Annotated in this window: 13 protein-coding genes; 9 read left to right on the top strand and 4 right to left on the bottom strand. The window is 58.7% G+C overall.

The window, feature by feature from the left end:
* Positions 1-27: 27 nt before the first annotated feature.
* From mtaB to O8B93_RS04350, 3 genes are all read right to left on the bottom strand, one after another.
* Positions 28-1302, bottom strand: coding sequence for a tRNA (N(6)-L-threonylcarbamoyladenosine(37)-C(2))-methylthiotransferase MtaB (gene mtaB, locus O8B93_RS04360; protein WP_269708542.1), 1275 nt, complete (start codon positions 1300-1302; stop codon positions 28-30).
* The gene (gene dapF / locus O8B93_RS04355) at positions 1299-2198 is read right to left on the bottom strand and encodes a diaminopimelate epimerase (protein WP_269708541.1); all 900 of its coding nucleotides are present in this window, start codon (positions 2196-2198) and stop codon (positions 1299-1301) included. Before dapF ends, mtaB begins: the two co-directional genes overlap by 4 nt.
* 121 nt (positions 2199-2319) lie before the next feature.
* The gene (locus O8B93_RS04350) at positions 2320-3390 is read right to left on the bottom strand and encodes an MBL fold metallo-hydrolase (protein WP_269708540.1); all 1071 of its coding nucleotides are present in this window, start codon (positions 3388-3390) and stop codon (positions 2320-2322) included.
* 326 nt (positions 3391-3716) lie between these two features.
* Between O8B93_RS04350 and ffh the strand changes: the two genes are divergently transcribed.
* From ffh to trmD, 5 genes are all read left to right on the top strand, one after another.
* Positions 3717-5288, top strand: a complete 1572-nt coding sequence (ffh, locus tag O8B93_RS04345) for a signal recognition particle protein (RefSeq protein ID WP_269708539.1) — start codon at positions 3717-3719, stop codon at positions 5286-5288.
* Between the two features lie 9 nt (positions 5289-5297).
* Complete coding sequence (locus O8B93_RS04340) at positions 5298-5615, top strand: chorismate mutase (RefSeq protein WP_269708538.1); 318 nt, start codon at positions 5298-5300, stop codon at positions 5613-5615.
* Between the two features lie 33 nt (positions 5616-5648).
* Complete coding sequence (gene rpsP / locus O8B93_RS04335; RefSeq protein WP_006310876.1) at positions 5649-6026, top strand: 30S ribosomal protein S16; 378 nt, start codon at positions 5649-5651, stop codon at positions 6024-6026.
* 120 nt (positions 6027-6146) lie between these two features.
* On the top strand, positions 6147-6713 hold the full coding sequence (gene rimM, locus O8B93_RS04330) for a ribosome maturation factor RimM (protein ID WP_121690746.1): 567 nt from the start codon (positions 6147-6149) through the stop codon (positions 6711-6713).
* Positions 6714-6718: 5 nt separating this feature from the next.
* The gene (gene trmD, locus O8B93_RS04325; protein WP_269708537.1) at positions 6719-7417 is read left to right on the top strand and encodes a tRNA (guanosine(37)-N1)-methyltransferase TrmD; all 699 of its coding nucleotides are present in this window, start codon (positions 6719-6721) and stop codon (positions 7415-7417) included.
* Here the strand turns inward: trmD and O8B93_RS04320 are convergent.
* A complete protein-coding gene (locus O8B93_RS04320; RefSeq protein WP_269708536.1) occupies positions 7399-8145 on the bottom strand; it encodes a sulfite exporter TauE/SafE family protein in 747 nt (248 codons plus the stop codon). The two genes, trmD and O8B93_RS04320, sit on opposite strands and share 19 nt — an antisense overlap.
* Before the next feature lie 268 nt (positions 8146-8413).
* On the opposite strand from O8B93_RS04320, the gene rplS reads away from it, so the two are divergent.
* From rplS to O8B93_RS04300, 4 genes are all read left to right on the top strand, one after another.
* A complete protein-coding gene (gene rplS, locus O8B93_RS04315; RefSeq protein WP_006310880.1) occupies positions 8414-8953 on the top strand; it encodes a 50S ribosomal protein L19 in 540 nt (179 codons plus the stop codon).
* A gap of 323 nt (positions 8954-9276) precedes the next feature.
* Positions 9277-11010, top strand: coding sequence for a type I secretion system permease/ATPase (locus O8B93_RS04310; protein ID WP_269708535.1), 1734 nt, complete (start codon positions 9277-9279; stop codon positions 11008-11010).
* Positions 11003-12316 carry an HlyD family type I secretion periplasmic adaptor subunit gene (locus tag O8B93_RS04305; RefSeq protein WP_269708534.1) on the top strand — a complete coding sequence of 438 codons (1314 nt, stop codon included), beginning with the start codon at positions 11003-11005 and terminating at the stop codon, positions 12314-12316. The genes O8B93_RS04310 and O8B93_RS04305 overlap by 8 nt, the downstream gene beginning before the upstream one ends.
* Before the next feature lie 179 nt (positions 12317-12495).
* Positions 12496-13458: a rhizobiocin gene (locus O8B93_RS04300; protein ID WP_269708533.1), complete on the top strand. Its 963-nt coding sequence runs from the start codon at positions 12496-12498 to the stop codon at positions 13456-13458.
* The last annotated feature ends 47 nt before the right edge of the window (positions 13459-13505 follow it).

Raw genomic sequence — 13505 nt, 5'->3', positions numbered from 1 at the left:
TTCCCGTGTCTTTTCTCTTTGGTCGCCTCAGGCCGCATCCGCCGCCAGAAGCTTCATGTTCAGATGTTTGCCGTTGTGGCCGGTAATCGCAACCTGCGCAAGAGTGCGCGGGGCAAGATCAGGCGCTGCCACCAGCGTGAAATTGTCGGTATGGGCAAAACCGTTGTTTTCGACGAGGATCGTCTGCACTGAACCGACCATGTTTTGCAAATGCGCCTGTCTCAGCGCCTCGCCGCGCGCCCGAAGCCGTCCCGCCCGCTCCTTCACCAGCGCCCGATCCAGCTGCGGCATGCGCGCCGCCGGCGTGCCCGCACGCGGGCTGTAAGGGAAGACATGCAGGCTGGAAATACCGCATTCTTCCGCCAGCGTCGCGGCGTTTTCCAGCATCTCTTCCGTCTCGGTCGGGAAACCGGCAATCATATCCGCACCAAAGGCGATATCGGGCCTCAGCGATCGCACCTCGTGACAGAAGCGAATGGCATCAGCCCGCAAATGACGACGTTTCATGCGTTTCAGGATCATGTCGTCGCCATGCTGAAGGGACAGGTGCAGATGCGGCATGAAACGCGGCTCATCGGCAATCAGATCCATCAGATGATGGTCGGCCTCGATACTGTCGATGGAAGAAAGCCGCAGGCGCAGGATGTCAGGAACCTGCTTCAGCAATGCCTTGGCAAGGTAACCGAGCGACGGCTCGCCGGGCAGGTCGGCACCATAACTCGTGGCATCCACCCCGGTCAGCACGATTTCGCAATAGCCGCTTTCCGTCAGCCTGCGCGCCTGATCCACCACCGCACCCATCGGCACGGAGCGGGAATTGCCGCGCCCATAGGGAATGATGCAGAAGGTACAACGATGATCGCAGCCGTTCTGCACCTGAATGAAGGCGCGCACATGCCCGTCTATGTGCTTGACCATTTGCGGCGCGGTCGCCTTGATGCTCATGATATCGTTGACGCGCAGCTTTTCTTCCGCCGAGACGCCAAAATCCGGCAGCGCACGATAGGAAGCGCTTTTCAGCTTTTCCTCATTGCCCAGCACCGCATCCACCTCGGGCATTTCGGCAAAGGTCTGCTTTTCGGTCTGGGCGGCGCAGCCGGTGACGATGATACGCGCATGCGGATTGTCCCGTCGTGCGCGGCGTATGGCCTGGCGCGCCTGCCGCACAGCTTCGCCCGTCACGGCGCAGGTATTGACCAGCACGGCATTGTTGAGCCCCGCCTTTTCGGCCTCCGCCCGCATCACTTCCGATTCATAGGTGTTGAGACGGCAGCCGAAGGTTATGACCTCGACGCCACTCATACAGCCCCCCGCTCGACCGCATCCCGCGCCCAGACGCCCGTGACGGGATCGACGGAACCCGACCATTCCCATTCGGCCGGGCCGGTCATGATGACGTGATTATCCTCACGCCAGTCAATCGTCAGCGGCACGCGGATGGGGCTGGAGGCAACATCGATGGTGACCTTTCGGCCGGTGCGGCCGGTGCGAGCTGCGGAAACGGCCGCCGAACAGGCGGCGGAACCGCAGGCAAGCGTCAACCCCGCGCCGCGCTCCCAGGTGCGGGTGCGAAGCGCGCTGTCGGAAATCACCTGCGCCAGCGTGATATTGGCCTTTTCCGGAAACATCGGATGATTTTCGAGAAGCGGCCCGAAACGTTCGAGATCAAACGTCATCGGATCGCGATCAACCCAGAAAATCGCATGCGGGTTGCCCATGGACATGACCGCAGGCGAATGCAGGATTGGCGCATCGATCGGCCCGATCTGCAATTCGATGCGGCTCGTATCGTGGAATTCTTCAGACAGCGGAATGTCGCTCCAGCGGAAACGCGGCAGGCCCATATCAACCGATATCATGCCGTCTTCATGCTCGACGGCGTTCAGAATGCCAGCGACCGTCTGGAAGGTGAAGCTGGTCTTGCCGGTTTCGGAAGACAGCGCCTGCACCACGCAGCGCGTACCGTTGCCGCAAGCCTGCGCCTTGGTGCCATCGCAATTGAGGATATCGATGAAGGCATCCGTGCCGCTGACACGCGGATCGTGGATCGCCATGATCTGGTCGAACTGGGTAGCAGGATCGGTATTAAGGGCAATCGCGGCATCAGGCGTGACCATATCTTTGCGGCCGCGCATATCGACAACGAGGATCTTGTTGCCAAGCCCGTTCATCTTCGCAAATTCGACCGTGTCCGCCATCGCCTTAAACCTAAAAAACTGCCTGAAACCGGTTTGCATGCGGGATTTTCCCGCGCTTTCGCCCTATATGGCGGAAAGGTCGACAAATTACCAGACTGTTGCAGCGCAAACGGGGCGGCCGTCAGGCGGAAGGCACGTCGAAAACCTCACCCGGGCGCATCGGCCGAAAACGGCTCTCCTCCACCCCCTGCTCCGTCAGTGCTGCCTTGAGGGCCGCAAGCGGCGCATCCACCGCCTCATCGGTAAGCTGCACCGTACCCCAATGGTGGCCGCAGACATGCGCCGCACCACAAAGCTTCATACCCTCCACGGCTTCTGCCGGGTTCTGGTGCTGGCCCTTCATGAACCAGCGCGGTTCGTAGGCGCCGAAAGGCAGGTTGGCGAGGCGGAACTCACCATGCTTCTTGCGAGCAGCAGCGTAATTGAGACCCTCGTGGAAGCCGGTATCGCCAATATGGTAGATTTTGCCGCCGGGCGTTTCGATGACGAAGGCAGCCCAGAGAGCCATGCGCCGATCGTTCAAACCGCGCGCCGACCAGTGATGGCAGGGCTCGAAGTGAATTTTCACCGAACCCGTCTCCACCACATCGCCCCAGTCCCCCACCTTGATGCGCGCCGCCTCGACGCCCGTACGGATGACGGCGTCATTGCCAAGCGGAGTGATGAAAAGCGGCTTGTGCGCCACATGCAGGCGCTTCAGCGTTTCCATATCCAGATGGTCGTAGTGATTATGCGTCACCAGCACCAGATCGATGGGCGGCAGGTCTTCGAAACGGATGCCGGGCGGATTAACCCGCTTGGGGCCGGCAAAGCTGAACGGGCTGGTGCGCTGCGACCACACCGGATCAACGAGAATATTCAGCCCCGCCGTCTGTATGAGAAAGGAGGCATGGCCGACGAAGGTGACACGCATATCCCTGCCTTCGATCCGGGTCTCCGGTTTCGCGAAGGGAAAAGGGCTCGGATAGCTTTCCGGCCATGTGGCGCGCTCGCCATTAAAGCGCCATTTCAAAAGGCCCATGAAATTGCCGGGCGGTGTCCCGCCGGGATTGAAAAAGCGCACTCCGTCGAAGTGATCGGAGATCGGGCCGCTGTAATAGGCGCTGGCGCTCGAACGGCGTGCATAAAGGCCGCCGCCCGCCAGAGCGAGCAGGCCAAGTGCGGAAAAACGAAAAAAGTTTCGACGTTTCATGACAAAGGTATAGGAAGCGCAATGGCGCCGTTCAAGCGCTGCCAATAGCGGCTTGCAGCCGATCACGCAAAGATGACTTGCGGGCTTTGTCGGCCAGAAACCGGCGCCGCCTTGACTTTTCCCGCACTTTCCTGTTTATCCCGCCCATCAGCTGGCAGTTTCACGACTCCAAGCCGCCGACCGGGACCCGAAAAGGTATAAAGAGATCCCGGAGGTCAACACCCGACAGCGCGACGCGCCCTCGGGTGCTTTTTGGCTTTGCGTCTTGTTTTTGCCAGCGAAAGCACCGACGTTTCGGAAACCCCGGAACGAAGAAGGAAGAAACGATGTTTGAAAACCTCCAGGACCGCCTTGGTTCCATTCTGAATGGACTGACCGGCCGTGGCGCGCTGACGGAAGCCGATGTTGCCGCCGCCCTGCGCGAGGTTCGCCGTGCGCTTCTGGAAGCGGACGTGGCGCTGGAAGTGGTGCGTTCCTTCACCGACAAGGTGCGTGAAAAGGCTGTCGGCGCAGCCGTTCTGAAATCCATCAAGCCCGGCCAGATGGTCGTCAAGATCGTGCATGACGAGCTTGTCGAAATGCTCGGCACCGAAGGCGTCTCGATCGACCTGCACGCGGCCGCCCCCGTCGTCATCATGATGGTGGGTCTGCAGGGCTCGGGTAAAACCACCACGACCGGCAAAATCGCCAAGCGCCTGACCGACCGCGACAAGAAGAAGGTGCTGATGGCATCTCTCGACACGCGTCGTCCGGCCGCACAGGAACAGCTGCGCCAGCTTGGCGTCCAGACCGGCGTCGATACGCTGCCGGTCATCGCCGGCCAGTCGCCGACCGATATCGCCGCGCGTGCCGTACAGGCTGCCAAGCTCGGCGGCCACGACGTCGTCATTCTCGATACCGCCGGCCGCACGCACATCGACGAACCCTTGATGCTGGAAATGGCCGACATCAAGAAGAAGTCCAACCCGCATGAAATCCTGCTGGTCGCGGATTCGCTGACCGGTCAGGACGCCGTCAATCTGGCACGCAATTTCGATGAGCGTGTCGGCATCACCGGTCTCGTGCTTACCCGTATGGACGGCGACGGGCGCGGTGGTGCGGCCCTCTCCATGCGCGCCGTCACCGGCAAGCCGATCAAGCTGATCGGTATCGGCGAGCGCATGAACGAACTCGACGAGTTCCATCCACGCCGTATCGCCGACCGTATTCTCGGCATGGGCGACATCGTCTCGCTGGTCGAAAAGGCCGCCGAAAACATCGATGCGGAAAAAGCCCGCTCCATGGCCGAGAAGATGGCCAAGGGCAAGTTCGACCTCAACGATCTGGCCGACCAGCTTGGTCAGATGAAGAAGATGGGCGGCATGGGCGGTATCATGGGGCTGATGCCCGGCATGGCCGGCATGAAGGACAAGATGGCGTCAGCCGGTATGAACGACAAGATGTTCGACCGCCAGATCGCTATCATCTCGTCCATGACCAAGGCCGAGCGCGCCAATCCGGACATTCTGAAACACAGCCGCAAGAAGCGCATCGCCGCCGGTTCCGGCACGGATGCCGCCGAAATCAACAAGCTCCTGAAGATGCATCGCGGCATGGCCGACATGATGAAGGCCATGGGCGGCAAGGGCAAAGGCGGCATCATGAAACAGATGATGGGCGGCATTGCCGGCAAGATGGGCCTCGGTGGCATGATGGGCGGCGGCATGCCTGATCTGTCGAACATCGATCCGAAGCAGCTTGAAGCGCTTCAGAAACAGGCTGAAGCGGCCGGTCTCGGCAAGCCGGGGGCAATGCCCGGTCTTGGCGGTCTGCCGGGTGGATTGCCAGGTCTTGGCGGCGCAAAGCTTCCGGGTCTCGGCGGCATGCCGGGGCTTCCCGGTTTTCCGAAGAAGAAGTGAGGCACACCGGTGAACGATGTAGAGGTTAAGGCCCAGCTTTCCGAATACCGCCAGTCGATCGACAATATCGATGCCGCACTGGTTCACATTCTTGCCGAACGCTTCCGCTGCACCAAGGCAGTGGGCGTGTTGAAGGCAACATACAGTTTGCCGCCGGCCGACCCGGCGCGCGAGGAATACCAGATCGAACGCCTTCGCCGTCTTGCGAAGGACGCCAATCTGGACCCGGATTTCGCCGAGAAGTTCTTGAACTTCGTCATCAAGGAAGTCATCCGGCATCATGAAGCAATAGCCGCCGAACATGGCGGTCATGAAAAGACCGCCTGACCGGCGGACAAGCCATCTTAAGGAGTAAATCACATGGCACTGAAAATTCGTCTCGCACGCGGTGGTTCCAAGAAGCGCCCGTATTACCAGATCGTCGTTGCTGACGCCCGTTCGCCCCGCGACGGCCGTTTCCTCGAGAAGGTCGGTTCCTGGAACCCGATGCTTGCCAAGGACAACCCGCTGCGCGTTGAGCTGAAGGCTGACCTCATCAAGGAATGGATCGCCAAGGGCGCACAGCCGACCGACCGCGTTCTGCGCTTCCTCGCAGAGGCAGGCCTTGCCGAGCGCGCCGCTCGCAGCAACCCGGAAAAGGCACTGCCAGGCAAGCGCGCTCTGGAACGCGTTGCTGAAAAGAAGCAGAAGGCTGAAGATGCAGCCGCTGCTGCTGCGGAAGCCTCTGCTGCAGAATAATCTGCACGGAAACTTTTGAAGAACGGGTGGCGTGGTTTTCCATGCCACCCGTTTTTTGTTTATTTTGGCGTCAACAAACCTTAAAGCTGACGCAACCAACACCAGAAGACGGACGGCCCGATGGCAAAGCTGGAAAACCCGATACTCATGGCAAAAATCGGCGGCGCGCAAGGCCTTCGCGGCGAAGTCCGTGTGAGCACCTATACCGACGACCCGATGGCGTTGGGCGACTACGGCAATCTGGTCACCGCCGATGGCCGCGTCTTTGAAATTCTGGAAGTTCGCGAGGGCAAGAATGTCGTCGTCGTCCGTTTCCGTGGCATTAACGACCGCAATGCGGCCGAAAGCCTGAACGGGCTGGAACTCTTCATTGAACGCGACAATCTGCCGGATGACGAACTGGACGATGACGAGTTTTATTATGCCGATCTCGAAGGGTTGGAAGCCGTCGATGCCGAGGGCAAAAGTTATGGCGCCGTCAGCGCCGTCTATGATTTCGGTGCAGGCGATCTGCTGGAACTGAAAGGCGCGGGTCGCCGGCCAGCCCTCATTCCTTTTTCCGAGGCCGCCGTGCTCGAGATCGATCTGGAGGCCGGGCGCATTCTCATCGATCCGATGGCCGCCGGCCTTATCGACAATCCTGACGACAAGGACCAAAACGGCATGCCGCCGTTCGGTAAGAAATAAATCCAATGACCTTCAAGGCCACCGTTCTGACGCTCTACCCGGAAATGTTTCCGGGACATCTCCAATATTCGCTGGCAGGCAAGGCGCTGGAGCGAGGGCAATGGTCGCTGGATGCCGTACAAATCCGCGAATTTGCCGCCGACAGGCACAGAAGCGTCGATGATACACCGGCAGGTGGTGGCGCTGGCATGGTGCTGAAGCCCGACGTATTGGCCGCGGCCATCGATCATGTTTCCAATGGCGATACGCGGCCACGGCTGCTGATGAGCCCGCGCGGCAAACCCCTGTCCCAGAACCGCGTGCGCGAACTGGCGGCCGGCGAAGGCGCGATCATCGTCTGCGGCCGCTTCGAGGGCGTGGACCAGCGCGTCATCGAGGCACGCGGGCTGGAGGAAGTATCGATCGGCGACTACATTCTCTCCGGCGGCGAACCCGCAGCGCTGACGCTTCTGGATGCTGTCGTCCGCATCCTGCCGGGCGTCATGGGCAACGATCTCTCGGGCGTGCATGAAAGCTTCGAGGGCGGGTTGCTGGAGCATCCGCATTATACCCGCCCTCAGCTCTGGGAAGGCCGCGATATTCCCGCCATCCTCACCTCAGGCAATCACGCCGCCATCGACAAGTGGCGACACGAGCAGGCTCTGGCGTTGACGAAGGAAAGACGGCCGGATCTGCTCAAAAAAACTCAGGCCGAGACGAAATAATAGGCCGTCAGCACCAGCCCGACGGCAATGACAAGCCAGCGGATGATCCATTGCGGCACCCGTCTTGCCGTGTGCACGCCCACATAACCGCCAAGTGCCGCCGCCGGGAACATGATGAGCGCCGCCCACCAGGACACGACGCCGCCGCTGACGAAGATCGTAATGGCGATGACGGCAATCACCACCGATAGCAGGTTCTTCAGGGCGTTCAGATGGTGATAGCTGCCGCCCGAGGTTACCCCGAGAATGGCGAGCATCATAATGCCCATGCCGGCCCCAAAAAAGCCACCATAGATGGAAGCGAGCCCCTGAAAGACGAGGCTCGGCAGATTGCCGGGAGAGCGCTCCGCACTCGCCCTCGGCCTTAGCCACGGGCCCGCAGCAAAAACCGCCGTGGCGGCCAGTAGCAGCCAGGGTACAAGCTGGCGGAAGGAGGGGTTGTCGAGCGACAGCAGAAGCAGCGCCCCTGCGAGCCCACCGACGACAGAGACGACAGACAGCGAGACCGCTTCGCGCCAATGTGTACGGATTTCCGGCCCATAGGCGATAACGGAAGTGATATAGCCCGGAAACTGCACGATCGCCGAGGTGGCGTTGGCGACGATGGGCGGCAGGCCGGCAAGCGTCATCGCCCCGAAGGTCAGGAAGGTGCCGCCACCGGCGATCGCATTAACGACACCAGACAGAAAACCGGTCGCAAACAGTATGAGAACGATGAAAATTGACATGGCCCCTCCCAAGGTTCTCATGCCATATCCGGCAGCAAGCCGCTTCGCAACTGCCGGAGCACGGCGCATAATTGATAAAAAATTGTCATGAAAGGGATGACAAATGGCGCATCCTCGTGTATGTGCCCGCGTGGAATTGGGGTTTGCCCCTTTAACCGCAAGCAAAGAATGGCGAACCCGCTCCTGCCGCAAGGCATGGTCTGAAGGCATTGACCGACAGGCGAACCGTTGAGCGCTCTGGCTGTTTCAGAAGAAATCAGAGGTTAACATGACCAATATCATTCAGCAGCTGGAAGCCGAACAGGCTGCCAAGATCGAAGCAAAGCGTACCCTGCCTGAGTTTTCTCCGGGCGATACGCTGCGCGTCAACGTTCGCGTGACGGAAGGTAACCGTACCCGCGTTCAGGCTTACGAAGGCGTTTGCATCGCCCGTTCCGGCGGCGGCCTTTCCGAAAGCTTCACCGTTCGCAAAATCTCCTACGGCGAAGGCGTCGAGCGCGTATTCCCGATCTACTCCCCGCTGGTCGAAGGCGTTGAAATCGTTCGCCGCGGTAAGGTTCGCCGTGCGAAGCTCTACTACCTGCGCGACCGTCGCGGCAAGGCTGCCCGTATCGTTGAAAACACCGGTACGCGCGCCCGCAAGCTGAACGAATCCGAGCGCCAGGCAGCTGCCGAAGAAAAGGCACGTCTGGAAGCTGAAAAGGTAGCAGCAGCACAGGCTCTCGCCGCCGAAAAGGCAGCAGCCGAAGCCGCCGAAGCCAAGGCAGCGGAAGAAGCAGCAAAGGCTGCAGAAGCCACCGCGGAATAAGATTTCCATTTCGATGGATGCACGAAAGGCGACCTTCGGGTCGCCTTTTTTGTGATCTCAGGCCGCCAATCGAAAACCGCAGGCCAAACTGCCAATTCGATACCTGGCCCGAATTACGGGCGGTGGGCTAGAAACCTTAAGAAACACCGTCGCTTCTTCCCGTCTGCTGGTCCCACTTCAGGTTTTTTCTGGATAAACCAACAGATTCCAAACAGATAACGGATATTTACTTAGTTTTTTCAGGCGGGTGTTTTAGCCCATCCTCGAATAGCATTGCCTAATCCCTTTTATTGTGCAATTTTCTTGCTGTTTTAGGTGTTATTATGTTTTTATTTAATTCTTTTTTAACAAAAAATAAGTCCGCTTTCTTCGCGGTTGGCCTCGCCAGCGCGTTGATGAACATCCTTAATCTTTCCGGCTCGCTTTTCATGCTGGAAGTTTACGACCGCATTTTGCCCAGCAAGAGCATTCCATCTCTTGTGGCTTTGGTCGTTCTCCTGATTGTTCTCTACGCGTTTCTGATGGGCTTCGACGCATTGCGAGGCCGCATTTTGGCGCGCATCTCCGACAATATGGATGATGCGCTCAATCAGAAGCTTTTCAGGGCATCGATCAGCGCACCGCTTCTTGCCTCCAGCAAGATCGACGGACTGCAGATCGTCGGTGATCTCGATCAGATCCGCCAGTTTCTCTCTGGGCCCGGACCAGCAGCCTTTTTCGATATTCCCTGGCTGCCCATCTATCTTCTGATCTGTTTTGCCCTGCATCCCTGGATCGGTTTTGCGGTGCTCGGCGGCGCCGTGGTTCTCGTCGTGCTGACGCTTCTGACCAATTGGCTAACCGAAAGGGCGACAAAGCAGGCTTACACCGCAAGGGGCCAGAGAAACGTGCTTGTCGGCAGCAGCCAGCGCAACATCGAATCCATCAGGACCATGGGCATGATGGGTGCGGTGACGTCGATGTGGGACGAATTGCACTCCAAGTATCGCTCCGTGACCCTGTCGACGTCAGACACGGCCGGCATGCTCGGCGCCATGTCGCGAACATTCCGCCTGTTGCTGCAATCCGGCGTCATGGCCATCGGCGCCGTGCTTGTCATCGACGGCCATGCCTCGGCGGGCAGCATCATCGCAGGATCGATCCTTTCTGCAAAGGCGCTCGGCCCGGTCGAACATGCGATTGCGAACTGGCGCAGCTTCATGACCGCCCGGCAGGGCTGGAAACGGGTCAACGAGTTTTTGGAACTGGTGCCGGAGCCAGCACCGCCGCTCTCCCTGCCGCGTCCGCAATTTACCGTTGCCGTCGATCGTGTCACCGGTGGCCCGCCCAGTGGTGCACGCGATACGGTCGCCGACATTTCCTTCACGCTGAATGCGGGCGATGGGCTGGGCATCATCGGCCCAAGCGCATCGGGAAAATCCACCCTGGCGCGTTTGATGACCGGCATCTGGCCCTATGAGCGCGGCTCCGTCCGCTTCGATGGGGCAGCACTCAACCAGTGGGACTTCGAGTTCCTCGGCAAATCCATCGGCTATATGCCCCAGCAGGTGGAACTGATGCCGGGTACGGTCGCGCAGAATATCGCGCGGTTCGACCGCAACGCGACCGCGGAATCGATCGTTGCCGCCGCCAAGGCCGCTCAGGTGCATGAGCTGATCCTGAACCTGCCGAATGGCTACGATACCCCAATAGGCGATCGCGGCGAGGCTTTGTCGGGCGGGCAGAAGCAGCGCATCGGCCTTGCCCGCGCGCTGTTCGGCGAGCCCTTCTTCGTCCTTCTCGATGAACCGAATTCCAATCTGGACAGCGAAGGGGAGGCTGCCCTGCGCAATGCCATTGGCGACATCAGGGCGCGCGGCGGCATTGTCGTCGTCATTGCCCACCGCCCCAGCGCCCTCGAAAGCATCAATATGGTGATGGTGATGAGCAATGGCCGGATGCTGCGCTTCGGCACCAAGGAAGAGGTGCTTGCGCAAATCCTGCGGCAGAATATCCGCCAGGTGCCCGAGGGGGAAGAAACGCGCAAGATTGAAAACCGGGTGAGCGAAAATGGCTGAAACAGAAAAAGCCGGCACGACGAATTCATCCATTCTCAGGCACTCGGCCGCCGTGGTCGTTCTCGGCCTCGGCCTTCTCGTCGGAATGGGCGGCTGGGCGGCTTTCGCGAAGCTTGCCGGCGCCGTGGTGGCCACGGGCCGGGTGGTCGTTGAAGGCAATTCCAAAAAAATCCAGCATCTTTCTGGCGGTATCGTCAGTGAGATCAATGTCGTCGAGGGCGACAGGGTCGCCGCCGGTCAGATCCTGTTGCGGCTGAGCTCCACCGTCGTTCAGGCAAACCTCTCCATCGTTGAGAATACGCTTGCACAACTCTATGCGCGCCGTGCCCGTTTGCGGGCGGAGATCGCCGAAGAACCCTCTTTCGCCGTGATCGAAGATCTGACGGCACTGACGAGTTCGAAGGCGGCCAAAACCTTCATCGATAGCGAACAGAGCCTTTTCAACAGTCGTCGCAACGCGTTGATCGGCATGAAAAAGCAGCTTGCCACACGCAAGGACCAGCTGACCGATGAGGCACGCGGCCTCGACGTACAAGTCGAAGCCACGGAAAATGAACTCGCCATTGTGAAGGAAGACGTGTTCAAGACAGATGAGCTCTTGAAAAAAGGCCTAGTCACGCTCCAGCGTCTCAATCTCCTCAAGCGTCAGCTTTCCAATCTTGAAGGTCAGCAGGGCCAATATATTGCGGCTCGTGCACAGACCGTGGGCAAGCTGAGCGAACTGGACCTGCAATTGCTTCAGCTCGACGAAGACCGCAAATCGGAAGTCACGAAAGATCTGACATCGATCGAAGCAACCGTGGCAGAATATGAAGAGCGGCTGGCGGCAACACGCGACCAGCTCGATCGTCTCGACATCCGCTCGCCGATTGCCGGTCGCATCTATCAGCTTTCAGTGCACAACATAAACGGCGTCATTCAACCCGGTGAGGTGCTGATGCTGGTGGTTCCTGACAAGGATGAACTGGCAATCGAAGCCAATATAACCCCGCGAGACATCGATCAGATATATGTCGGGCAGCCGGTTACCGTTCGCTTCACGGCGTTCAATCAAAGCACGACACCGGACTTGAGCGCGGAAGTTGCTGTCGTCGCGCCTGATCTGCAAACAGATTCCCGAACTGGCACATCCTATTATGTCCTGCGCATCAGACCCGACAAGGCTGGCATGGGGCATCTACCTGGCGGGAAGTTGTATCCTGGCATGCCGGCGGAAGTATTTATCCAGACCAGCGAGAGGAGTGTGCTCTCCTATTTTGTGAAACCATTCCAGGATAGACTCAGAAAGACCTTCGTTCAGGAATAATTTCTTGCTCCTGCAGCAAAACCAAGAATAATTTTCAACACACCAAATACGCGATTTTTTTGAAAAAACGATTTTCTTATATTGTATTATGGTTTTTTATGTATTAAATATCACCCGCAATAATTAACAGAAACTTAATTTCAATTCATCCATTTCTCAAAAATTTATAGGAGTTTAAAATGGCGTTAAAAGTAACGTTCGGTAATGGTGGCGCCGCTTCGGTTTCCTCGCTCACCAGCCTCATTGATCAGGAAGCTTATAAGCTCCTCACGGAATCGACCGCTCAGGTTAAGAACGGTTCCTCGATGGAATCCGGCAGTGTCAACGTCGGCTCCGTCGCTGTCGCCGGCACTGGCGCTGGCGGTACGGTCGATGTTGGTTATGATGCCGCCGCGAACGGCTTCAAATTCGACGTGTCCTCGGCATGGAACTCGGTAAAGAACGCTCTCGCCCAGTCCGACACCTCTGAAAACCTTACTTTCAAGGATTTCGTCCAGGTCGACGTACATCTCGGCGGCACCGGTTCGTCCACCGTTGAGGTTCTCAATGCCAAGCGCGGCAACATCTCGACCGGCGCAGGCAATGACACGGTCACCGTCTCTGTCGTTTCGAATGAAAAGACCTGGGTGAACAATTTCAACATCGACACCGGCGCAGGCAACGACACGATCGTCGTCAAGGCTGGCGCTGCATTCAATGATACGTCTGCAGCTGGCACGGGTGGCCTCGCTGCCAATACCGGCGCTGTGAATGGTGGCGCCGGCATCACCGATGGCAGCTTCACCTCCGTCAAGATCGACGCCGGTGCAGGTAACGACTTTATCGACCTGAGCGGCGTAAAGCTTGCTTCGTCGCTGGTGACCGGTGGCAAGGGCATCGACCACATCATTGCAAGCGGTGGCGCCGATACCTTCGTCTTCAATCTCGGCGACATGGCCAAGAGCTTCGCGACCGATACCATCGAAGGCTTCAACGCCTCCATGGACAAGCTCAAGCTGGTCGGCACGGTAATCGATAACTGGGCGGTGTCGACGATCGATAACGACACTATCCTCAGCTACAACGTTTCTGGCGAGCACAAGGGTGAGAAGATCATTGTTGCCGGTGTCCACCTGACCGGTAGCGATTGGTTCACCGCATAATTCTCTCAAAGAGAATTTCATCTATTATCGCTTAGAATGATTGTGGC

Source organism: Martinezella rhizogenes (genome assembly GCF_027460065.1).
In the GTDB taxonomy this organism is placed as follows: domain Bacteria; phylum Pseudomonadota; class Alphaproteobacteria; order Rhizobiales; family Rhizobiaceae; genus Agrobacterium; species Agrobacterium rhizogenes_C.
This window is presented reverse-complemented; position numbering and strand designations above follow the sequence as displayed.